Consider the following 22927-nt stretch of genomic DNA (forward strand, 5'->3'; position numbering starts at 1 on the left):
GGCCTCGCCCGCCGGCTGGCCACTGGCCACCGCACCAGCTTCGGCGGCAGCGGCCGCCTCGGCGCCGGGCTGGTCGCCGCCGCCTTCCTGCGCGCCGCGGCCGACAAATTCAATCCGCACGCGCTCGCCTTCGGCACCGGCGTCGTCCGGCGCGGTGGTGCGGATCACCGCCACCCACAGCAGCAACAGGAAGAACAGCAGGTGCAGCAGCGCGCTGACCACCGCCGAGGTCCAGCGCATCCAGCGCTGGTCACGCGGGGCCGGCTCCCATCCCTGCCACAGCAGGCGCCGCGCCGCCCCCCACGGGCTCAAGGCCGGCAGCAGCCCGGGGCGTCCGGGCAATGGGCGTGGCAGCAGCACCGCGATCACGTCGCTGGCATGGAACGGCCGCGCGATCGGCTTCAGCGAGCGCAGCCAGATCGCCCAGCCATAGGGCAGGCGCGTGCGTTTTTCGAGGATGAGAGGGTGCTGCTGGCGCGCCAGCAGCAGATCGATCAGTTGCTCGGCTCTGGGCAGAGGCACGCGTTGGCGATCAGGCGGCGTTGCCGCGGGGGATGTACGGCGCGTGGCCGCTGTCATGGTCGGTCGCGTCGCGCACGGCGGTGACGCCCGGCACGCGGCCCATCAGGGTCTTTTCGATGCCCTGCTTGAGCGTGACGTCGGCCATGCCACAGCCCTGGCAGCCGCCGCCGAAGCGCAGCAGCACCACGCCATCGGCCGAGACTTCCTGCACGGCGACCTTGCCGCCATGCGAAGCGAGCTGCGGGTTGACTTCGTTTTCCACCACCCAATGCACGCGCTCGACCAGCGAGGCGGCCTCGCCGGGCGCTTCGCCCTTGATGCGCGGGGCCTTGATGGTCAGCTGCTGGGTGCCTGCGGTGCCGGGAACGATGTCGATCTCGGCACCGTCGAGCCAGCCCACGCTGAGCGCGTCGACATAGAGGGTGAAGCCATCGCAGTCCACGGCCCACTCGTCACCGAGCAGGTCGCTGGGTTCGGCGAACTCCAGGCGGGCGTCTGCGCGCGGCGTGCCGGGATCGACGGCGCTCAGGCGCACGCCCATGCCGGGCACGCCCTCGCGTTCGATCAGCTTGCGGAAGTGGGTCTGGGCAGTGTCGGAGATCTGGATCATCAGGCTATTCTAGCCAAGTCAGCGCCGGTCGCTCATTCGGTTTATACACCGGCCGGCGCATTGTTCAGTCAATTCGAGGTGGAGGAACCCATGTCCGACCTGATTCCGCTGGCACAGGCGCGTTGCGTGCCGCGCAAGGGCAGCGACCACAAGCTGGGCGAAGCGCGCCTGGCCGAACTGCTGCCGCAGGTGCCGGGCTGGGAACTGGCCGAGGCCGGCCAGGCGCTGGTGCGCACGTTCCGCTTCAAGGATTACTACGCCACCATGGCCTTCGTGAACGCGCTGGCCTGGATCGCCCACCACGAGGACCACCACCCGGACCTGGGCGTGCACTACGACCGCGCCGTCGTGCGCTATTCCACCCACGACGTGGGCGGGCTGAGCGAGAACGACTTCATCTGCGCGGCCAAGACCTCGGCCCTGACGGAGCACGTGAAATGAATGTTCGACTGCTGAGCCTGTCCCTGCTCGCCGCCACCGGCCTGGCGGGCTGCGGTTCGTCCGAGCCGCCGGCACCGCCGGCCGCGCCGCCCACCGAGGTGGCCGCGGTGAAGACCCCGCCGCCGCAGTACCCGATGGAGCTGGCCTGCACCGGCGTGGGCGGCACCAGCACCTTCAAGGTCACCATCGGCACCGATGGCCGCCCCAGCGAAGTCCTGCTGCTGACCGGCGCCGGCAACGCGCAGCTGGATGACCTGGCCAGGACCGCCGTCCAGGCGTGGGAGTTCAAGGCCGCCACCCGCAACGGCCAGGCCGTGCCCGCCACCATCCAGGTGCCGGTCAGCTTCAACCCGCCGCAGCCGAAGCCGGACCAGTGCTTCGCCATTGAAGAGCGGATGCGCCGCGGCGGCTGAAGGCCGACGTAGCGACCAGGCCAGCCGACGCCCGCCGTGCCCCCGCCGCCCCGTCCTGACCCGGGGCGGCTGCTGAATGACCAGGAACGCGTCGGTAAATGCTGCAGATCTCCCCGGAAAACTTCTGGATCGCGCTTTCGGTCACCCTCGCCGCTGGCCTGGCTACGGCCATCGGCAGCCTGCTGGTCCTGTTCTCGCGCCGCCCGAGCCCGCGCCTGCTGGCGTTCGGCCTGGCGTTTGCCGGCGGCGCGATGGTGTACGTCTCGCTGTCGGAAATCCTGAACAAGTCGATCGAATCGTTCGCGCTGGCCTACGGCGCGCGCGGCGGCTTCACCTGGGGCACCATCGCCTTCCTGCTGGGCGTGCTGGCGATCGTGGCCATCGACCATCTGATCCCGAACCCGCACGAGACGCTGGATTCAAAGGAACCTGCGTTCCGCGACAACAACAAGGCTTACATCAAGCGGGTCGGCCTGCTGACGGCCGTGGCGATCACCGCGCACAACTTCCCCGAAGGCCTGGCCACCTTCTTCGCGACGGTGGAAAGCCCGTCGGTGGGCATGCCGCTGGCCTTCGCCATTGCCATCCACAACATCCCCGAGGGCATCGCCATCGCGGTGCCGGTGTACTTCGCCACCCAGAGCAAGCTGCACGCCTTCATGGCCAGCCTGCTGTCGGGCCTGGCCGAGCCGGTGGGCGCGGTGCTCGGCTACTTCCTGCTGAAGGGCTCGCTGTCGCACGCCACGTTCGGCTGGGTGTTCGGGCTGATTGCCGGGGTGATGGTGTTCCTGGCACTGGATGAACTGCTGCCGGCGGCCAAGCGCTATGCCAAGGGCCACGAGACCGTGTACGGGCTGGTGGCGGGCATGGGCACGCTGGCGATCAGCCTGGTGCTGTTCAAGTGGTGAGGGATTTGCGCGCAGCCCCGTAGAGTCAAGCTTGCTCGACTGGCTTTCTGCGCAACCCGGCAGAAGAGCAGTCGAGCGTGGCTCGACTCTACAAGAGCTCCTTACTTCAGCCGTTCGAGCGCTTCCACCAGCTCGTCGGCCAGCGGTGCGTTCAGCACGTACGGGGTCTTGCCGGCGTCCAGCGCGAACTCCAGCGAGGCCGCATGCAGGAACAGGCGCTTCAGCCCGATCTGCTCACGAAGCCGCTTGTTGACCGCCGGATCGCCGTATTTGTCGTCACCGGCCACCGGATGACCCAGATGCTGGGCATGCACGCGGATCTGGTGGGTACGGCCGGTCTCGATGCGCACTTCGCAGTATGAATGGCCACCCTTGCGCTCCAGCACCCGGAAGTGGCTGATCGATTCCTTGCCGATCGCGTTGACCTGCACGTGGCGCTCGCCCCCCTGGCGCAGGCCCACGTGCAGCGGCGCGTCGACCGTCATCACGCCGTCGGGCATGCGGCCGGCCAGCAGGGTCAGGTAGCGCTTGCGGATGCCGGCACCGTGGTCTTCACGCAGCAGCGCCTGCAGCTCGCTCAGCGCCGAACGCTTCTTGGCCACGATCAGCAGGCCCGAGGTGTCGCGATCCAACCGGTGGACCAGCTCCAAGGTCTGCCCCGGACGCAGGGCACGCAGGGTCTCGATGGCGCCGAAGCTGATGCCGCTGCCGCCGTGGCTGGCCACGCCGGTCGGCTTGTTCAGGGCCAGCAGGCGCGCATCTTCGAAGACGATGGCCTGTTCCAGGCGGCGCATGAAGGACTCGGGCGGACCCGCCTTGTCTCCTTCCTCGGTGAGACGAACCGGCGGCACGCGCACCTCGTCGCCCGCTTCCAGCTTGCGTTCGGCCTTGGCGCGACCGCCATTCACGCGGACCTGGCCGCTGCGCACCAGCTTGTAGACCAGGCTGCGCGGGGCGCCCTTGAGCTGGCCCAGCAGGAAATTGTCCAGGCGCTGGCCCGCACGGTCCTCGGGAACGGTGATCATGCGCACGGAAGGCTTGTCGCCAGCGGGCTTGGTGGGGTCTGATGCAGTCATCTGGCTGTTTATTCTGTTACACTCGGGGGGCGAGATAAGGGATTGATTTTGTTGGAAGTTACTCAGGGCCAGAAGCCCAGCTTCCGACGAATCCGGCACAGTGCGCGACCACCGCCCGCGGGGCGGCCATGTTAGCGGCTCACCGGCCTTCCCGGCCATCGCCGGATGCCTGACACGCAACCGTGCTGAACATGTCCCGTGTGGCGCTCCAGCCTGGCTGACAGCTGCCTCCGGCCCTGCAACACCCCAAAACCAGAAAAGTGAAGCGCTCCCGCGGCCTGCCGTGGTGTCGTAGCGCTGGAAACCCAAGCCGCCCTCCCCGCGCATGCGCGAATGGGCGGTGAACCGTGTCCAGAGGCGAAACCCCATGGCGTTCCGCGCGGTAGCCGCTTGCGAGGAACGCAACAATGAAGCGAATGCTGATCAACGCCACGCAGGCCGAAGAACTGCGTGTTGCCATCGTCGATGGCCAGTCGTTGTATGACATCGATATCGAGCAGCCGGCGAAGGAACAGAAGAAGTCCAACATCTACAAGGGCCGGATCTTCCGCATCGAGCCCTCGCTGGAAGCGGCCTTCGTCGAATACGGCGGTGGCCGCCATGGCTTCCTGCCGCTGAAGGAAATTTCCCGCGACTACTTCCAGGCCGGCGTCGACCACAACAAGGCCGGCATCCGCGAGCTGCTGAAGGAAGGCCAGGAAATCGTCGTCCAGGTGGACAAGGAAGAGCGCGGCAACAAGGGCGCCGCCCTGACCACGTTCATCTCCCTGGCCGGCCGTTACATGGTGCTGATGCCGAACTCGCCGAGCGCTGGCGGTGTCTCGCGTCGCATCGAAGGCGAAGACCGGGCCGCCCTGAAGGACGCCCTGGACAAGCTGAACATCCCCGACGACATGGGCGTGATCATCCGCACCGCCGGCGTCGGCCGCGATGCCGAAGAACTGCAGTGGGATCTGGATTACCTGCTGAACGTCTGGCGCGCCATCGCCGAAGCTGCCCTGAGCAAGCCGGCCCCGTTCCTGATCTACCAGGAATCGCGCCTGATCGTGCGCGCCCTGCGTGACTACCTGCGCGCCGACATCGGCGAGATCCTGGTGGACACCGAGGAGATGTACGAGCACGCCCGCGAGTTCATGCAGCAGGTGATGCCGCAGACCCTGCGCAAGCTCAAGCATTACAAGGACGACATCCCGCTGTTCAACCGCTTCCAGATCGAATCGCAGATCGAAGGCGCCTACGAGCGCAACGTGCGCCTGCCGTCGGGCGGCTCGATCGTGGTCGACCAGACCGAAGCGCTGACCGCCGTCGACGTCAACTCCTCGCGCGCCACCAAGGGCAGCGACATCGAGGACACCGCCTTCCAGACCAATCTGGAAGCGGCCGAGGAAGTGGCCCGCCAGCTGCGCCTGCGCGACCTGGGCGGCCTGGTGGTCATCGACTTCATCGACATGGCCTCCAACAAGCACCAGCGTGAGGTCGAGAACCGCCTGGCCAACGCGCTGAAATATGACCGCGCGCGCGTCCAGGTCGGCCGAATCTCGCGCTTCGGCCTGCTCGAAATGAGCCGCCAGCGCCTGCGCCCGAGCCTGGGTGAGTCCAGCCAGATCGTCTGCCCGCGTTGTGACGGCCACGGCCGCATGCGCAGCGTCGAGTCGCTGTCGCTGTCGATCATCCGCGTCGCCGAAGAGCATGCGATGAAGGAGAACACCGGGCAGGTGCTGGTCCAGGCCCCGGTGGAGATCGCCAATTACCTGCTGAACGAGAAGCGCAGCGCCCTGCGTGAGATCGAGCAGCGCCACGAAGCGCCGATCGTGATCGTCGCCGACGAGCAGCTGCACACCCCGCATTACAACGTGACCCGCCTGCGCGAGAACGAGCTGGGTGAAGACAGCAACAAGCCGAGCTACCAGCGTGGCACCCCGCGCAAGCTGCCGGTGCACGCCCTGACCAAGGGCCAGCTGAACATCCCGCCGCCGGCCGTGACCCAGGTCAAGCACACCGCACCGGCCCCGGTGCGTGCCGAAGCCGAACCGGTGGCCGCCCCGGCCCCGGCACCGGTCGCCGCTGCCCCGGCACCGGCCGCCAGTGGCGGCGTGGTCGGCTGGCTGAAGCGCATCTTCGGTGGCGAGACGGCTCCGGCCGCCGCTCCGGCCCCGGCAGCCCGCCAGCCGCAGCAGGATGGCGGCCGCAAGGACCGCAACAAGGATCGCAACAAGGACCGCAGGGATCGTCGCGAAGACAGCCGTGGCAACGGCGGCAACGGCAATGCGCAGCAGCAGAAGGACGGCGGCAACCGCAAGGACCGTGGTGAGCAGCGCAAGGACGGCCGCCAGGGCGGCAACAACAACGGCAATGCCCAGCAGCAGCCGCAGCAGGGCAAGCAGAAGGACGCCCAGCAGAAGGACGGCCAGCAGCAGCCGCAGCAGCAGAAGCAGCCGCGAAACGAGCAGCAGGGCCAGAACCCGCAGCAGCAGCCGAAGCTGAAGCAGCCGAAGCAACCGCGTCCGCAGCAGGACGGCGACAAGCCGGCCGAGAAGCCGCAGCGCGCCGCCGCCGAAGCACCGGCCGACACCGCAACCGCGGCTGCCGCCGTGGCCGCGACCGCCGTCGCCGCCAACGCGGTGACCGCGCAGGAAGGCACCGCACCGGTGGCACCGGCTGCACCGGTCGCCGACGTGGTGGTGGCTGATGGCGCACCGGTGGCCGATGCCACGGTGGCTGCAGGTACGGACGCCGACGCGGTTGCCGTGTCCGGCGAAGATGCTGCGACCGATGCCGCAGGCGAACAGGCCGGCGAAGGCGCGACCCGCCGCCGTCGTGGCCGTCGCGGTGGCCGTCGTCGTCGCCGCGGTGGCGCCGAGAATGCCGCCGGTACCGATGCCCTGGGCGATGACCAGGACGACGGTGACGAAGGCGATGACAACGACAGCGCCGACCAGGCTGCCGACACTGCCGCCGAGGCTGCTCCGGTCGCCGCCGCGCAGCCGTCGCGCTCGCAGCCGGAATTCGATTTCGATGACGAAGCCGAACCGGTGGTCGTGGAAGCTGAAAAGCCCGCCCGTGCGCCGGTCGCCGTTGCCGCTGCCGCCCCGGTGGTTGCCGTGAGCAGCGCCGTCGTCGAAGCCGTCGCTCCGCAGGAAGCGGCAGCCCCGGCACCGGTCACCAAGGCCGAGCCGACCCCGCAGCCGGTGCAGACCAGCATGCTGGACCAGATCGACGCTGCAACCCCGGCCCAGCCGGAAGCACCGGTCGCTCCGGTGGCTGACGCCAAGCCGGTTGTCGAGGAAGCTGCCCCGGTGGCCGCGCCGGCACCGGTGGTCGTCGAAGCCGCTCCGGCGCTGGAAGTGGCTCCGGTCGTCGAAGCCAAGCCGGTGATTGCTGAAGCCGCCCCGGTGGTGGAAGCCGCTCCGGTGGTGGAAGCGAAGCCGGTCGTCGAGGCCGCCCCGGTGGTCGAAACCGCACCGGTCGTCGAGCAGCCGGCAGCGCCGGTGGCCGTCGAAGCCGCGCCGGTCGAAGCCGCAGCACCGGTGGCCGAAGCCGTGGTGACGCCGTCGATCGACCCGGTGGCCGATGGCCATGCCGATTCGGCCAGCCAGGCCGCTGATGCCCAGGAATGGGACGAAGACGAAGAAGCCGCCAAGCGCACGCCGCCGGCGAACTGATCGTTCTTTGATCGCGTAGAACGAAACGGCGGGGATCGATGATCCCCGCCGTTTTTGCTTGTGCGTCTGCCGCCGCGCTGGTGGATGCCACGCCGATTCAACGCACGCGGATACACCCGTGCCAACCAAGGTTGGCACCTGCCATCACGTGAAACCCTGCGGGGTCAGCGTGCCGGGGCGAACTGCAGGCGGGTCCAGACCCCGTAGTGGTCCGACGCCCAGCGACCGCTGTCGTCGGGCTGGTCGAACAGGATCTTCGCTTCGCGCGCGACCATCCGGTCCTGCTGGAAGAAGATGTGGTCGATGCGCGAGGGCGCCTGGTAGTAGTGCCGGTTCAACGTACTCACACCGGTCAGGTCGGTGTTCAAGTGCACGCTGCCGTAGCTGTCGCCGTAATGGCTGCGCAGCTCGCTCAGGTCGCCCGCATCCACCAGAGCGTTGAAGTCACCGGCGATCACCACCGGCGCACCGGCCGAGGTGTCGGTGATATAGCGCAGCAGGTCTTCCACCTGGCTTCGGCGGATGCCCTGGCCACGCTCGTCGCTGCGCTCGTTCAGATGCGTGGCATAGACGTTCACCGGCTGCCCGTCCACGTCGATGCGCAGGTGGGCCACGGTGCGGTAGTCATCCAGCGGCTGCAGCAGGTGCTCGCCGTGGGCCAGGATCGCCCGCCGGGTCAGCAGGGCGTTGCCATAGCGCTTGGGCGCGCCCACCGGATCAGTGGAGACGAAGACGTACTTGTAGCCGAGCTGGCTGGCCAGCCACTGCGCCTGGTTGCGCACGTTGCGGCGCTGGATCACTTCCTGCAGGGCGATGGCATCGGGCTGCAGGCGCTTGAGCTCGGCCACGATCGTGCGCCGCCGGGTCGGCCAGTCCTCGCGGTCATGGTGCAGGTTGAAGGTCACCATGCCCATTCCGGGTGCGGTCGATGACTCCACAACGGCGGGTTCACCCAACGGCTGCGCCACCGCCAGCTCCGACAACGCCAACGCGATTGCCAGCCCCAGGGCGCGCACTGCCACGCGCGCCCTCCCCTGCTTCAACGCCATGCTCACTGCCCCTTGCGTTCTGCGCGGCGCACCGCGCTTGGCACGTCGATCTCGATCCGTGCCGGCAGCTGGTGCACGCGCAGCTCGCGGTTGCTCCATTCGGCCGGCTCGCCATTGATGGTGGCCGCACCCGGTTCGCCGCTGTACGGCCACGGCAGCACGACGCCACCCGGCGGCGGCATCAGGCCCGGCTGCAGGTCCAGCACCAGCTGCTTGTCACTGCGCTGCAGGCGGTAGTTCAGCTGGCCCTGCGGCGTGCGCAGGCCCTGTACCGCGATGCCATCCCCCTGGAACCAGGCGGTGGGAATGCCGGCAGCCAGCACCAGCGCCTCATCGGCGTCGCGGTTGTAGGCGAACATGTCCAGTGCCGAGCGCACGAAGTCGGATGCCACCCAGGCATGCGGCAGGTCACCGACGAAGAACGGCTTGCGCGGCGTGCGCGAGACCACTTCGGCCCACTGGTTCCAGGCCTGCGGCGCGCGGTCCTTGAAGAAGAACTGGGTGGCCTGCCAGGCACGGTCGCGCCAGCCCAGGCGCACGAAGGCCGCCACGTTGCGCCACTCGTAGGGCGTGTAATCCTTCCATTCGCGCTTGCCATCACGGCGCGCGACGAACTCGGTCCAGTAGCGTTCGAAGGTCGCCTCCAGCGCCTCCTGCGGCAACCGGCCCTGCTCGCCACCCGGCGCCAGCGCGATGGTGGTGGAGGTGGCATCGAAATCACCCAGCTCGGCGGAACCGGGCAGGTAGTCGATCCTGTGCTGCTGCATGGCAGACAGCAGCGAGGACTGCAGGTCGTCGCGGAACTGGTCGCGCGACTCGCTGATCTGCATGGCTTCGAGCTTGCCCAGCTGGGCGGCCACCTGTGCGGCATCCTTGTAACCGCGCAGTGCCCAGAAGTTGTCCCAATACGAGTGCATCGGCTTGGCAGAATAGCCTTCGTGGCTGATCGAGGCCGGCATCATTCCGTAGAAGGCGGGATTGCGCGCGCGGTTCTCTTCGGTGCGCTCGCTGGCGCGCAGCTGCTCCATGTAGCTGTAGGCACCCTGCACGTGCGGCCACATCAGCTCGAGGAAAGTGCCGTCGCCGGTGTAACGCCAGTACTCGGCGATGTTGTAGATCAGCTCGCCATGGCTGTCGTTCTCCGGCACCGGGTCGCTGCCGCGGGCATCGACGCAGCACGGTACCTTGCCGTTCTCGAACTGGAACGGCGCATACCAGGTCACGTAATCGCGCACGGCATCGCTGCGGCCCATGCGCAGCAGGCCTTCGGAAATCATCGCGCCATCGCGGATCCAGCTGCGCGCGTACGAACGCGTGCCCGGCTGCAGGCGCGGGCCGACACGCGAGATCAGCATGTGCGCCACCGCGGTCCGCAGGGTTTCCACCAGCGGCTGGCCCGCCGCGGGCACCTGCAGGCTGACCACGCCCAGCTTGTCGCGCCACATCACCGCGACCTGCTGTTGCGCCTTGGCCACGTCCAGCGCCTGCGGCTTCCAGCCGCCGGTCTGCGGCAGCACCACGGCCACCTCGCGGCTCTGCCCGGGTTCGAGCTTGATCGTGTACAGCAGGGCGCCGGAAGCCAGGCCCGTGGAATCCTTCACCGCCGTGGTCGTCGGGAACTTGCCTGAGGCCAGGTGCATCGCATCGAGCTTGCCGTCGAACGTGGTGGCGAAGCGGGCGTCCGGGGCCTGCAGCGGGTAGATGCGCGGCTCGCCGTTGATGCGCACCAGCTGATCGCCCACGTCCAGCGCTTCGATGCGACTGAAGCCACCGGTGGTGTTGAGGAACTGGGTCGGCGGGTTGACCTGCCAGGGCCGGATCGCCAGCGCCAGGGTGTATTCGTGGGCGACCTTGTCCGGGTTGCTCAGGCGGTAGCGGCCGATCAGCTGGGCGCGGTCGGGCGTGCCCTGCACGAAGCTGGTCACCGACAGGCCGGCCTTCTCATGCACCCAGTCGACTGTGGCGATGGGCAGGTAACGGTCCTGCAGCGACTGCGTGGCGGCCACGCTGGACCAGTCCAGCAGCTTGCCGTCCAGGCGGATGAACGGCTCGATGCTGAAGCTGCCCTTGGCCGGCTCCAGCGCGCCATCCTCGCTGATGAGGGCCTGTTCCTGGCCGCCATCGAGGCCGAGCAGGGTCCAGTACGGCTGCTCGCCGACGTAGGCACGCGGCAGCGAACCGCGCGGCAGGTCTGCGGCCACCGAGGACAGGAAGGCATTGGGCGTGGCCGCGAATGCCAGCGGCTTCAGCGCGATATCGCGGATGCCGTAGCGCCAGTTGGGCCCGTCTTCCAGGTCGAAGCGCACGTAGCGCGCATCGGTATCGGGCAGCGCCAGCCAGTCTCGGCCGCCACCACCACCGCTGACCTCGCGCACGGTGCGCCAGTCACGGCCGTCCTCGGAGGTGCGCACGACGTAACGGGTCGCCTCCAGGTTGGGCAGCCAGTCGATCACCGCGCCGCCGATCTCACGGCTCTTGTGGAGGTCCAGGCTGATGGTCTGCTGCTTGACCCCGCCGCTGACCCAGAACGTATCGCTCTTGCCGTCGATCATGCGGTCCTGCAGCGCGGTGGCCGTATCGGCGATCACCGACGGCATCAGCGCCGAGTCATCCTGCGGCGGCAGGCCCTGCAGGGTCAGCTTGTCGAAGCACACGGTGCCGCGGCCACCGACCTTGCTGTAGATGGTGAACTCGACCGCCGCGCTGCGCGCCATCTCCTTTTCGGCCGACGGCCCCCAGGCCTTGTCGATCTGCCGGCGGCGGTACTCCACCGGCGTCCAGGCCTTGTTGAAGCTGTAGCCGGGGCGGTTGACCCACCAGACGTTGTCGCCGCTGGCATCGATCAGCTTGAACTGCAGGTCGTTGCGCGGGGAATCACCGCGCAGCTGGAACCCGAACCGGTAATTGGCCGGGTACTCGATGTTCAGCGCGCGGCGGATGCCCACATAGCCGGAAACCTTGTGGAAGTCGTAATCAAGGCACAGCGCGCGGCCGCCGCCGGCGCCGCTGACCGGCCGCAGCGAACCGCTGACCTGGTCGGACAGCACCAGCTTCCATGCGCTGATGTCGTCGAAGTCATCCAGCACCTTGGGCGCCGGCAGCGCCGGTGGTGCGGCGATCGCCAGGGAGGTCCACAACAGGCCCAATCCAACGGCGATCGCTCGCTTCATCCCTTGACGCTCCCCAGCAACAGACCTTGGATGTAGTACCGCTGCAGGACCAGGAACAGGGCCAGCACCGGAACCACGGTGACCACCGCGCCGGCCATCATCATTTCCACGTCCATGATGTGCTCGCGCGAGAGGGTGGCCAGCGCCACCGGCAAAGTGTAGTGCTCCTGGTCGGTCAAGACGATCAGCGGCCACATGAAATCGTTCCACGCGCCCATGAAAGTAAAGATCGCCAGGGTCACCAGCACCGGCTTGAGCATCGGCAGCACGATCTGGAAGAAGATGCGCAGCTCCCCTGCCCCGTCGATGCGGGCCGCTTCCAGCAGCTCGTCCGGGATGGAACGGGCGTACTGGCGCACCAGGAAGATGCCGAACACGCTGGCCAGCGCCGGCACGATCACGCCGCCGAAGCTGTTGACCAGGCCCAGCTGCTTCATCAGCAGGAACAGCGGCAGCATCGCCACCTGCGCCGGGATCACCAGCGCGGCCATCAGCACCTGGAACAGGCGTTCACGGCCGACGAAGTTCAGCTTGGCGAAGGCATAGCCGGCCATGGTGTTGAGCAGCAGCGAACCGAAGGTGATCGCCACCGACACCAGCAGGCTGTTGGCGAAGTTGCCGCCCATGCCGGTGCGCGCGAACAGCTCGGTGTAGTTGTGGGTGGTGACGTGCGAGGGCAGCAGCGGAGGCGGGAAATGGGTCGCCTCACCCTGCGGCATGAACGATACCGAGAGCATCCACAACAGCGGCGCCAGGCTGACCAGGGCCAGCACCAGCAACGCGCCATTGATCATCCACGGGTGCCAGCGCGACTGGCCGATCTCACGACTCATACCAACTGCCTCTTGCGGCCGAAACGCAGCATCACGGTGGTCACCGCCAGGATGATCAGGAACAGCAGGAACGCCACGGCAGAGGCGCGTCCCAGGTTCCACCACTTGAAGCCTTCCTCGAACATGAAATACAGCACGCTGACGGTGCTCTGCAGTGGGTCGCCGCGGGTCATGACGTACGGTTCGGCGAACAGCTGGAAGTAGCCGGACACGGTAATGACGCCGACCACCAGCAGCACCGGGCCGAGCATCGGCAGGGTGATGTGCAGGAACTGCTTCCAGCGCGAGGCGCCGTCGATGCGCGCGGCCTCGTACAGGTCATGCGGGATGGCCTGCAGGCCGGCCAGGAAGATCACCATGTTGTAGCCGAAGTTCTTCCACACGGCGAACAGCATGATGGTGGGCATCGCCCAGTTGGGGTCGCCCAGCCAGTCGATCGGGCTGATGCCGATGTGGCCCAGGCCGTAGTTCACCAGGCCATAGCTGGTATGGAACAGGTAGCGCCAGATCACCGCCACCGCAACCAGGGTGGTCACCACCGGGGCGAACAGCGCGGTGCGGAACAGCGCCTTGAAGCGGGCGGCCGGCGCATTGAGCAGCATCGCCGCGCCCAGCGACACGCTGATCGACAGCGGGACGCCGATCACCACGAAGTACGTGGTGTTCCACAGCGACTTCCAGAACATCGGCGTCTGCAGCAGGTCGATGTAGTTGCCCAGCCCGACGAAGCGCAGGTTGGCGCCGTCAGCCAGCGCGTACAGGTCAAAGTCGGTCACGCTCAGGGCGAGCGCCGAGGCGACCGGCAGGCCGAAGAACACGCCCAGCACGATCAGCGAGGGGCCGGCGAAGATCCAGCCGGCGAGGGACGAACGTTTCATTGCGGGCTCCCGGCCGCGACTGCGCTGGTCGAGCCCGAAGGGGCCTCGCTGCGCTGCAGGCGTTGTTGTTCATGCATCCAGCGGCGCTTGGCCAGCACCTTGTCCACGCGCTGGTCCAGCTCTTCCACGGCCTTGTCCTGCGGCATGCCGCCACGCACCACCTTTTCGGTGACGATGCGCATTTCCTGCACGATGCGCTCCCATTCGAGCACCTTCGGCGTCGGCTTGACGCGCTCCAGCTGGTCACGGAACGCGGCGGCCAGCGGATCGTTGGCCAGCGACGGGGCGTTCCAGGTGCTGCGGCGCGGCGGCAGGTCACCGATGATGGAATGGAAACGGGCCTGGATTTCCGGGCGCGACAGGAACTCGATCAGCTTCCACGACGCTTCCTTCTGCTGCGACTTGCGGAAGATCACCAGGCTTGTGCCACCGGCGATCCCGGCGCCCGGACCGTCCGGGCCCGGCAGGGCGGCAGTGCCCCACTTCCCTTCCAGTTCCTTGGGCTGCAGCTTCTTGAACTCGCGGATGTTCCAGGGGCCGGAGATGTAGAACACGTTGAAGCCGCGGAAGAATTCATCCCAGACGTTGGAGATCTGCGTCTCGGACATCTTCGGCGCCCAGCCCTGCTCGAACATGTTGCCGTAGAAGGCGAGGGTGCGACGGAAGCCGGGGCTGGAGAAGTTGCCACGGGTGTCGTCGTCACGCAGCAGCGGATCGGGCTGCTGCAGGGCCAGCGACAACTGCTGCTCGAACTCGTTGATCGGCATCAGCACCGCGTAGCGGTTTGGCCCCTGCATCTTCTTGATCGCAGCCATCTGCTCGTCCCATTCCGCCCAGGTGCGCGGCGGATGGTCGAAGCCGGCCTGCGCCAGCAGGTCCTTGCGGTAGTAGATCAGGCGGGTATCGACGTACCACGGCACGCCCACCAGCTCGCCATGGATCACGTTGGTATCCCAGATGCCCTGGAAATAATCCTGCGGATCGACCACCGACGAATGCTGCACGAACGGCTGCAGCGGGGTCAGCGCGTTGAGTTCAGCGAACTCGGGCACCCAGGTGTTGCCGAGCTGGCAGACATCGGGCAGGCCGTCGGCGGCGAACGCGGTCAGCAACTTTTCGTGCGCGGCCGTCCAGGGAATGTTCTGCACATCCACCTTGATGCCGGGGTTCTCGGCCTCGAACTCGTGGATGAGTTCGCTGACCACTTCGGCCTCGCGGCCCATCGCCCAGAAGCGGACCGTGGTGGTGCCCTGCTCGGTTCGCGCGCAGCCGGCCATGGCCAGTGCGGCCATCGCAGGCAGGGCCCAGCGTCGCAGGCGGTCAATCCAGTCTTGCACCTTGTTACTTCCCCTGGCCCGTGTTGCGGTTGGCATTGTTCTTCTGTTCCTGCGCGGCAGCCGCGCGTGATTCTGCGATACCGACCGCACGTGCCGCCGCGGCCTTCTCATCCTTCTCCAGCACCAGCGGCTGGAACGACCCTTCCGGGGCCAGCCAGCCACCGCTGAAACCGGCCCGTTCCAGGCCCTTGCGGATGTACGGGTTCTTCTTCATGACTTCCCAGACGAAGTCGTTGCGGTAGTTGGCGATCATCGTCAGGATCGGGCCCTGGTCGATGGCGATGTAATCGCTGGCCACCCAGCCGCGGTCCGGCACCATGCGGCCGGTCTTGATCGGGATGTCGTAGTTGAAGCTCGGGTTGAACGAATCCAGGAAGCCGTAGCTGGAATAGATGTAGTCGCCGTAGCGCTTGTGCATCTCCAGCGTGGCCGGGATCACTTCCTCGGGCGCGAACACGATCGAGGAGATCGCCGCGGTCGGGGCGATGGTGCCGTCATCGAAGTTCTCGCGCAGGCCGGCGCCGCGCGAGGAGTAATGGCGGAACTGGCGCTGCTCGCCACGGTATTCCTGGGTGGTATTCTGCGGGCCGTCGCTGGCGGTCAGGCCCCAGACGTTCTCGCCGTAGTCCTTCCACTGCATCGGGTTGGCGATGGCGTATTCGCGGTGGGCCAGCGCGGCCGAGCGGCTGTTGAGGAAGTAGGTGCTGCCACGCTCGCGCATGTAGGCGTCCTGGATGTCGCGGAAGTCGATCCAGACGTGGCTGTACTGATGGCCGAACAACGGGCCGAAGGAGAGGTATTCCTGCCCTTGGTAGACGCCCCAGTCGTTGTCGTAGGTGCGGGTCCAGACCGTCCACGCATCCGGGCTGACCGGATGGCTGGGCGAGCCCAGGGCGAGGATGTAGACCATCATCGCCTCGTTGTAGCCCATCCAGTCGTGGTCGATGAAGCCGCTCTCAGGGAACCAGCCCATCGAGATCAGCGGCGCACGCTGCTGCAGCCACGGCCAGTCGACCTGCTTGTACAGCTGGTCGGCGATCTGCCGGATCTCCTTCTCGCGCGGGTCATCGCCATCGTAGTACGACTGGGCGAACAGCACGCCCATCATCAGCAGCGCGGTGTCGACCGAGGACAGCTCGACCCAGCTGTCGTAGCGGCGGCCTTCCTGCATGTCCAGGAAGTGGTAATAGAAGCCCTTGTAGCCAGCCTTGCCGGTGCGCTGCGGGCCCATCGGCACGTCGCGGAAGAACTTCAGCGTGGTCAGGGTGCGGTCGATCGCCTGGTTGCGGCTGACCCAGCCGTTCTCGATGCCGATCGGGTACGCGGTCAGGGCGAAGCCGACCGAGGCGATGCTGGCGAACGGACGCGACGGGTAGCGGTCCGGGGTCAGGCCGTTGAGTTCGTTGGTGGTGTCCCAGAAGAACTGGAACGTACGGCGCTCGATGTCATCGAACAGCGGCGGCAGTTCCGGCTTCATCGGCCGCGGCGGCGCATCGGCTTCCAGCAGGATCACCGGCGGCTTCGGCTTGGCAGGCGCCTGCTGGGCCGGTTTGCAGGCGGCGATGGCCAGGGTCATCGCAGCGGCGGTCAACAGGTGGCGTGCCTGCATGGCGCGGGTCCTCCGGAAAACTGATCGATCGGAAAGCATAACGTCCAATGGCCTGAAATCGTTTACAAACCGAACTCAAAAAAAACCACGCAGCGTGGTCGCGGAACTGCTGCCATTGCCCAGTCCCCTGCCCCGTCATCGATACGGCGCAGGGGGCTGGACAATGGACCGGCCGCAGGGACCGGCCATTGCCAGGTCCCGATGCCAGCGGCGGACCACTGGCATCGGGGTGTTGCGTACACCACTGCTTAGAAGCGGAAGCCCACTTCCGCCTTGACCTGGCGCGGAGTACCGATGATGTCGCCGGTCTCGTTGTAGCTGGCCTGCAGCTTGCCGTTGGTCTTGACGTAGTTGTAGGTGGAGAAGTTGTCGAAGTTGAACACGTTGATGATGTCGATACGCGCATACATCTCGGTGTCACCCGGCATCTTGAACGTCTTCGTCGCCTGCAGGTCGACCGAACGGTAGCCGAAGATCTTGCCACCCAGCAGGAACTTGCCGTTGGCGTTCGGCACGGCGGCCTGCGGGGTCGGCAGGTTGTAGCCGCTGGCCTGCGGCACCGGATACCAGTCGTTGACGGCGGTCGGGGTGGCCAGGGTGATCTTGCCACCGAAGGTGATGCCCCAGAAGCCAGCGTACGAACCGGTCATCACCAGGCGGTGGCGCGGGGCACCGTTGGAACGGATGGTCGGGTAATCCTCGATCAGGCCGCGGTCGAATGCGTACTTCTCGTTGATGTCGCGGTTGTGGCGTGCAGTCGTCCAGGTATAGGCGATCGAGGTGCCCCAGCCGCTTTCCTTGGTGAACGGCTTCTGCGCCGACAGCAGGACCTGGGTCGCACGGGTCTTGATGCCCTGCTGGCCGATGATCAGGCTGCCGAAGCCCGGCACGTTGCAGCTCCAGGCCTGGCTCAGGCCCGGCTCGGTGCCACCGCACAGGCGCGGGTCATCGAAGAACTGGCCGGTCGGGTAACGGTTGCCCAGGGTGAAGGCGAAGCCGTCGTAGCTCAGGGTGCGGGCGATGGTGGCGTCGGTCAGCCAGTCACCGATCTGGTTGCTCATGCCCAGGCTGAACTGATCCGAGTACGGCGCCTTCAGCTTGTTGTTGAGCAGGTCGACTTCCAGGCCGGCATTGCTGGTCGAACCGACCAGAGCCTGCAGGTTGCCAATGCCGTTGAGCAGGTTCGGGTTCCAGTCATAGCAGGCGGCCTGACCGTTGATGCAGGTGCCGGTGGCCGGGTTGCGGAAGTAGATGGTCGGCTGCGGCAGGGCCAGCTTGGTGGTTTCCAGCTGCAGGTTGTCGAACAGATCGCGGTCGTAAGAACGGCCGGCACCACCGTGGATCACGTGCTGCTCGTCGGCGTTGATGTCATACGAGAAGCCCAGGCGCGGCTGCCAGGCATCCTTGAACGCCTTGCGGTTGTGGCCGTTGCTGATGTAATCGCTGATGTCCAGGCCGCCCAGTGCCAGCGAATCGGCGTAGGTCTGGCCGACGGGGGCGCGCGGATCCTGCGAGTAGATGGCGTCGACCACCTGCTGCGGGGTCACGAAGTCCAGGTAGGACGGGGTCTTTTCGTAATCCCAGCGCAGGCCGAGGTTGACCTGCAGGTGGTCGTTGACCTGCCAGTCGTCCTGGATGAACACGCCGTACTGCTTGGACTTCGAACGCACTTCACCTGACACGCCCGACACGCCGGTCACCGGCTTGACGAACTGCGCCTTGTACGGGATGGAATCCGGGAAGTCCGGATCGCCCAGGCTGTAGGTGAAGGTCGGGTTGATCTGCGCCGCATCGGAGGCGTACAGGTCGATCGCCTTGTACTTCACGCCCATCTTGATGGTGTGGTCGCCGGCCCACTGGATGCCGTCCAGGGTCAGGTTGTCTTCGATCGACCAGCCCTTCTGGCCCTTCACCTGCGAATCCAGCGCCGAGGCGCCACCGATCTTGACGATGGTGCGGTCTTCGGTGCCGTCCGGTGCGGTGTAGGTGATGCCGTTGGCCAGGGTCAGCGGGGTCGGGTTGTTGAACGAGTCTTCGTGGGTGACCATCATTTCGTTGTAGAAACGCTCGCCGCTGTGGTTCCAGCGCAGGGCGTAACGACGGTCGGTGTTGACCACTTCACGGCCGGCTTCCGGCGAGGTCTGGCCACTGAACTGCGACTGGGTTTCGTCGCGGTCCTGGAAGGTCAGCTCGATGCGGTCGTTGTCGGTCGGCTCGAAGTCGATCTTGCCGAAGATCAGGTCCTGCTGGAACGGCTGGCTGGCCGGGCCCAGGCCGGCGGCGCCGGCGGGCGGCAGCAGGCTGGCGGCGCCGGTGACGGCACCGTCCGGCGCGATGGTGACCGGCAGGTCGAAGCGCTTGGCTTCGTAGGTCACGAAGAAGTGCGCCTTGTCCTGGATGATCGGGCCGCCCAGGGCGAAGCCGTATTCCTTCTCGGCCGAGACCATCTTGTCCTTGCCGCCCTGGCGCTCGGCCGGGGTCTTGGCACGCATGTCTTCGTCGGTGTAGCGGTAGAACGCCTCACCCTTGAATTCATTGGTACCGGACTTGGTCGCAGCGGTCACTGCGGCGCTCGACACCTGGCCGTACTCGGCCTTGTAGTTGCCGCTGATGACCTTGTATTCGCCGATCGCCAGCTGCGGGAACGGATTACCGGCGCTGCCGGACTGGCCGGCCACGCCGCCGCCCTTCACGTAGCTCTTCTGGCCCACGCCGTCGATGTAGACGTTGGTGCCGTCGGAGTTGGTGGCACCGCCGCGCAGCGAGGTGTTGCCCTTGGCATCACGGGTGAAGATCAGGCCCGGCACCGCATCGGCGAACTCCAGGAAGTTGCGCGACACCTGCGGGGTGGTCTGGATCTGCTGCAGGCTGACGGTCTTGCCGACTTCGGAGGTGCGCACTTCCTGCAGCAGGGTCGGTGCGACGACGTTGACGGTATCCAGGTTGGTCGCGGCGCTGCCACCCGACGTACCGCCGGCGGCGGCCTCGCTGAAGTTCAGCGTGGAGGTCGAGGCGACGGTGACGGTGACCTTCTGGGTCTGGCCGTTGGCAGCCACATCATAGGTGCCCGGATCCAGGCCCATCAGCGAATAGGTGCCATCGGCGCGCACGGTGCCGCGACGGACGGTGCCGGTGGCAACGTTGGTCGCGGTGACTTCCGAACCGGCCTGGGCGCCGGCCACCTGGCCGCGCAGGCTGGCGTTGGCCGACTGCGCCATGACGTTCGGGGCGGCGGCCAGCATCAGGCAGCTGACCAGGGCGGTGCTCAGCAGCCGGCGGGCCGGCATGCGGATCGTGGAATGCATCATCAACTCAATCTCCGGGTGGCGGTATCCGCGGATGCGGTACCTGCGATCAATCAAAAAGAAGGAACGCCTCTGGCTTCAGTGGCCCGATGGCGGAGTAGTGGAATCGCGAACGATGAGGCGGGGAACAAGCGTCTGCTTGTCACCTGCCCCTTCGGGGGTGTTGCCGTCCATCAACTGCATCAGACGCGTCATCGCCCTATCGCCCAACTCGGCGATACTGACCTGCATGGTGGTCAACGATGGGTGTACAAACCGCGCCAGTGGAATGTCATCGAAACCCGCCAGGGCGACATCGGTGGGCACATGGATGCCTGCCTGCGCGAAGGCATACAGGCAACCCAGGGCCATCATGTCGTTGGCGGCGAACACGGCATCAGGCAGCGCGCCGGCTGCCAGCATCTCCTGACCGGCGCGATGGCCGGAAGCTTCGTCGAAATCACCGGGCAACTCGATGCCTTCGGCGCCCTTGCCGAAAGCCGCCAGCGCGTCGCGGAAGCCACGCAGGCGCTCGCGCGCGTCGAAGTTGAGGTCCGGGCCAGAAATGAACGCGATGCGGCGGTGGCCGGCATCGAGCAGGTGGCGGGTCATGGCCATCGCACCGGCGTGATCGTCGATGCTCAGGACCGGGTGATCCTGCCCCGGCAGATAGGTGTTGATCAGGACCGTGGGCAGCGACTGCGGCAGGTTGTCGGTTAGAAAGCCGGGGCTCTCGGCATAGGGCGAGAGCACCAGCAGGCCATCGACGCGGCCGCGCATGGCACGCAGGGCGGCGCCCTGCTGTACCTGGTCGCCGTGGTAGCTGGACACCAGCAGGTGCTGGCGACGGTTGCGGGCAACGTTGTCGATGCCGCGCATCAGCTCGGAGAAGAATTCGCCGTACAGATCAGGCAGCACCACGCCCACCGTATTGGTACGGCGGCTGCTCAGGCTGCGTGCGGCGGCGTGCGGGGTGTAACGCAGCCTCGCGGCGACCTCCAGCACAAGCTGGCGGACCGGTTCGGCGACATTCTCATGCCCATTCAGCGCGCGGGAAACCGTGGCCACGGAGACCCGGGCTTCTCGTGCGACGTCTTTGATTGTTATGGCTGCCTTGTTCACGAAGCCGCCCTCCACGGCTTGGACCTACCAGCTTGGCGCGGAATGTAAGCGTTTCCATCTGCGCTTGTAAACACTCCGTTAGACGAATGTCCTCGGATGGACACAGAAATCTGACGTGGACAGGTCTGTTCCTGGACCTGGCAGGACTTTGCGGGACAGGACATCAGCCCTGCTCGGACAGGGTGTATGCGCGGATGGACAGCGCATGGATATCGGTCTCCATCAGCCCACCCAGCGCGGCATACACGGCGCGATGGCGCGCCAACGGGGCCATGCCGGCGAACTGTTCGCTGACCACCAGCACGTTGAAATGGCCGCGTCCGTCGCGCGCGCCGGCATGGCCGGCATGGCGATGGCTGTCGTCTTCGATCTGCAGCGTGCTGGGCGCCAATGCCTGCTGCAATGCAGCACGTATTAGATCGATGCGCTGCGCGCTCATGGCAGCACCTTGCGGAAGGGCCGGACCTCGACGCGGGTGTACACGCCCGCGGCCACATACGGGTCGGCGTGGGCCCACTCGCGGGCCTGCGCCAGTGAGTCGAACGCGGCAATCACCACCGAACCACTGAAGCCAGCGGGACCCGGATCCTCGCTGTCGATCGCCGGGCACGGCCCGGCCAGCAGCAGGCGTCCCTCGTCGCGCAGCGCGTGCAGCCGCGCCAGGTGCTCGGGCCGGGCCTGCAGCCGCTGCGCCAGCACATCCTGGCCGTCGTAACCTTCAATCACATAGAACACGGGCATTCCTCGTTCATGTTGCGGTGCGTCGATTCTAGCCAATGGGCCGCCGATACCGGCCCGGCTGGACACTGGCCAGGCAAAGCCGTACCCTAGACACCATTGCACGTGGCGTGATGCAGCAGCCCGTCGGTTTTTGCGGCCAGCGCAGCCCCGACGACCGTACCGCTGCTTCGAACCGGGCCAACCGGCCGGGCCACGTAGACGACCTCCCCGTAGTCCCGTCGCCGCCGTTTTCCTGCGGCGCGTCCTGCTGTTTGATATGTGTGGAATCGCGCCGATCCCGGCGTGTCTGGTGCCTGCGGCGCCGTGGCGAAGGCCCGGCAGAACCGGCACCGCGACTGGTCCGTTGCAATCCTATTGTCCATTAGATGACTTCCGAACTCGCGCTCGACGCGAACCCGCCAACCCGGCCGCCCGCCCCCCAGCAGCAGGAAATGCCGCTGGCCGTGGTGCATGGGCAACCGGTCCTGCAGATTCCGCAGGACCTGTACATCCCGCCGGATGCGCTGGAAGTCATCCTGGATGCCTTTGAAGGTCCGCTGGACCTGCTGCTGTACCTGATCCGCCGGCAGAACCTGGACGTGCTGGACATTCCCGTGGCCGAGATCACCCGGCAGTACGTGGAATACATCACCGTGATGCGCGAGCTGCGTTTCGAGCTGGCCGCCGAGTACCTGGTGATGGCCGCCATCCTGGCCGAGGTGAAGTCGCGCATGCTGCTGCCGCGCCCGGTCAGCGAGGAGGGCGACGAGGCCGACCCGCGTGCCGAGCTGGTGCGCCGGCTGCAGGAGTACGAACGTTTCAAGCAGGCCGCCGAGGATATCGACGCCCTGCCCCGCCAGGACCGCGACACCACGGTTGCGCACGCCTTCATGCCCGAGCGGGCGACGGTGAAGCTGCCGCCGCCGGTGGACCTGAAGGAAATGCTGCTGGCCCTGCACGACGTGCTCAAGCGTGCCGAGCTGTTCAGCGGCCACGCGATCAAGCGCGAGGCCCTGAGCGTGCGCCAGCGCATGGGTGAAGTGCTGGGTCGTCTAGAGGACGGCAGGTTCTACCGCTTTGAAGGGCTGTTCACCGCCGAAGAAGGCAAGCTGGGCGTGCTGGTCACGTTCCTCGCAGTGCTGGAACTGGCCAAGGAACAGCTGCTGGACCTGGTCCAGGAAGAGCCGCTGGCGCCGATCTACGTGAAATCCCTGGCCGCCGGCAACACCAACGCCCCGCTGCAGTTCAGCAGCGAGTTCGACGACAACGACGCCGCCAATGAGAAAGAGTGAG

General features: G+C 66.7%; 17 protein-coding genes and 1 pseudogene. 5 read left to right on the forward strand and 13 right to left on the reverse strand.

Translation table 11 applies throughout. The annotated features are described in order from the left end of the window. Together NQ204_RS15920 and NQ204_RS15925 are read right to left on the reverse strand one after the other, a co-directional pair. Window positions 1-522 (reverse strand): annotated as a pseudogene (locus NQ204_RS15920) (hypothetical protein); the annotation flags it as partial. Between the two features lie 10 nt (window positions 523-532). Continuing rightward, entirely contained in the window at window positions 533-1132 is a 600-nt protein-coding gene (locus tag NQ204_RS15925; RefSeq protein WP_116864319.1) for an NfuA family Fe-S biogenesis protein, read from the reverse strand. A 90-nt stretch (window positions 1133-1222) separates the two neighbouring features. Between NQ204_RS15925 and NQ204_RS15930 the strand changes: the two genes are divergently transcribed. The 3 genes from NQ204_RS15930 to zupT all read left to right on the forward strand — a co-directional run bounded on the left by NQ204_RS15930 (window position 1223) and on the right by zupT (window position 2894). Next, window positions 1223-1573 (forward strand): 4a-hydroxytetrahydrobiopterin dehydratase, encoded by a 351-nt coding sequence (locus tag NQ204_RS15930; protein ID WP_079222470.1) that lies wholly within the window; start codon window positions 1223-1225, stop codon window positions 1571-1573. Beyond that, the gene (locus NQ204_RS15935) at window positions 1570-1986 is read left to right on the forward strand and encodes an energy transducer TonB (RefSeq protein ID WP_079222471.1); all 417 of its coding nucleotides are present in this window, start codon (window positions 1570-1572) and stop codon (window positions 1984-1986) included. The genes NQ204_RS15930 and NQ204_RS15935 overlap by 4 nt, the downstream gene beginning before the upstream one ends. Window positions 1987-2084: 98 nt before the next feature. Next, window positions 2085-2894: a zinc transporter ZupT gene (gene zupT / locus NQ204_RS15940; protein WP_256644373.1), complete on the forward strand. Its 810-nt coding sequence runs from the start codon at window positions 2085-2087 to the stop codon at window positions 2892-2894. 101 nt (window positions 2895-2995) lie between these two features. On the opposite strand, the gene NQ204_RS15945 is transcribed toward zupT, so the two are convergent. Next, window positions 2996-3970 carry an RluA family pseudouridine synthase gene (locus NQ204_RS15945; protein WP_116864321.1) on the reverse strand — a complete coding sequence of 325 codons (975 nt, stop codon included), beginning with the start codon at window positions 3968-3970 and terminating at the stop codon, window positions 2996-2998. Window positions 3971-4377: 407 nt separating this feature from the next. Here NQ204_RS15945 and NQ204_RS15950 point away from each other — a divergent pair, with 407 nt between their 5' ends. Further along, window positions 4378-7632 (forward strand): Rne/Rng family ribonuclease, encoded by a 3255-nt coding sequence (locus NQ204_RS15950; RefSeq protein ID WP_256644374.1) that lies wholly within the window; start codon window positions 4378-4380, stop codon window positions 7630-7632. 164 nt (window positions 7633-7796) lie between these two features. On the opposite strand, the gene NQ204_RS15955 is transcribed toward NQ204_RS15950, so the two are convergent. The 10 genes from NQ204_RS15955 to NQ204_RS16000 form a co-directional block, all read right to left on the reverse strand. After that, window positions 7797-8681 (reverse strand): endonuclease/exonuclease/phosphatase family protein, encoded by an 885-nt coding sequence (locus NQ204_RS15955; protein WP_256644375.1) that lies wholly within the window; start codon window positions 8679-8681, stop codon window positions 7797-7799. A gap of 2 nt (window positions 8682-8683) precedes the next feature. Beyond that, window positions 8684-11851: a discoidin domain-containing protein gene (locus NQ204_RS15960; protein WP_256644376.1), complete on the reverse strand. Its 3168-nt coding sequence runs from the start codon at window positions 11849-11851 to the stop codon at window positions 8684-8686. Next, entirely contained in the window at window positions 11848-12684 is an 837-nt protein-coding gene (locus NQ204_RS15965) for a carbohydrate ABC transporter permease (RefSeq protein ID WP_079222477.1), read from the reverse strand. Before NQ204_RS15965 ends, NQ204_RS15960 begins: the two co-directional genes overlap by 4 nt. Further along, window positions 12681-13562 (reverse strand): carbohydrate ABC transporter permease, encoded by an 882-nt coding sequence (locus tag NQ204_RS15970; RefSeq protein WP_116864325.1) that lies wholly within the window; start codon window positions 13560-13562, stop codon window positions 12681-12683. The genes NQ204_RS15965 and NQ204_RS15970 overlap by 4 nt, the downstream gene beginning before the upstream one ends. After that, the gene (locus NQ204_RS15975; RefSeq protein ID WP_305888447.1) at window positions 13559-14854 is read right to left on the reverse strand and encodes a sugar ABC transporter substrate-binding protein; all 1296 of its coding nucleotides are present in this window, start codon (window positions 14852-14854) and stop codon (window positions 13559-13561) included. The genes NQ204_RS15970 and NQ204_RS15975 overlap by 4 nt, the downstream gene beginning before the upstream one ends. 49 nt (window positions 14855-14903) lie before the next feature. Continuing rightward, complete coding sequence (locus NQ204_RS15980; RefSeq protein ID WP_116864327.1) at window positions 14904-16508, reverse strand: glucoamylase family protein; 1605 nt, start codon at window positions 16506-16508, stop codon at window positions 14904-14906. Window positions 16509-16756: 248 nt separating this feature from the next. Then, window positions 16757-19816, reverse strand: coding sequence for a TonB-dependent receptor (locus tag NQ204_RS15985; RefSeq protein WP_256644378.1), 3060 nt, complete (start codon window positions 19814-19816; stop codon window positions 16757-16759). A gap of 75 nt (window positions 19817-19891) precedes the next feature. Continuing rightward, window positions 19892-20929, reverse strand: a complete 1038-nt coding sequence (locus NQ204_RS15990; protein ID WP_116864329.1) for a LacI family DNA-binding transcriptional regulator — start codon at window positions 20927-20929, stop codon at window positions 19892-19894. Window positions 20930-21077: 148 nt separating this feature from the next. Next, entirely contained in the window at window positions 21078-21353 is a 276-nt protein-coding gene (locus NQ204_RS15995; protein ID WP_116864330.1) for a BolA family protein, read from the reverse strand. Then, window positions 21350-21649: a YciI family protein gene (locus tag NQ204_RS16000; protein ID WP_116864333.1), complete on the reverse strand. Its 300-nt coding sequence runs from the start codon at window positions 21647-21649 to the stop codon at window positions 21350-21352. Before NQ204_RS16000 ends, NQ204_RS15995 begins: the two co-directional genes overlap by 4 nt. Window positions 21650-22020: 371 nt before the next feature. Between NQ204_RS16000 and NQ204_RS16005 the strand changes: the two genes are divergently transcribed. Next, on the forward strand, window positions 22021-22926 hold the full coding sequence (locus tag NQ204_RS16005; RefSeq protein WP_116864331.1) for a segregation and condensation protein A: 906 nt from the start codon (window positions 22021-22023) through the stop codon (window positions 22924-22926). The last annotated feature ends 1 nt before the right edge of the window (window position 22927 follow it).

The organism is Stenotrophomonas testudinis (assembly GCF_024499815.1).
Taxonomy (GTDB): domain Bacteria; phylum Pseudomonadota; class Gammaproteobacteria; order Xanthomonadales; family Xanthomonadaceae; genus Stenotrophomonas.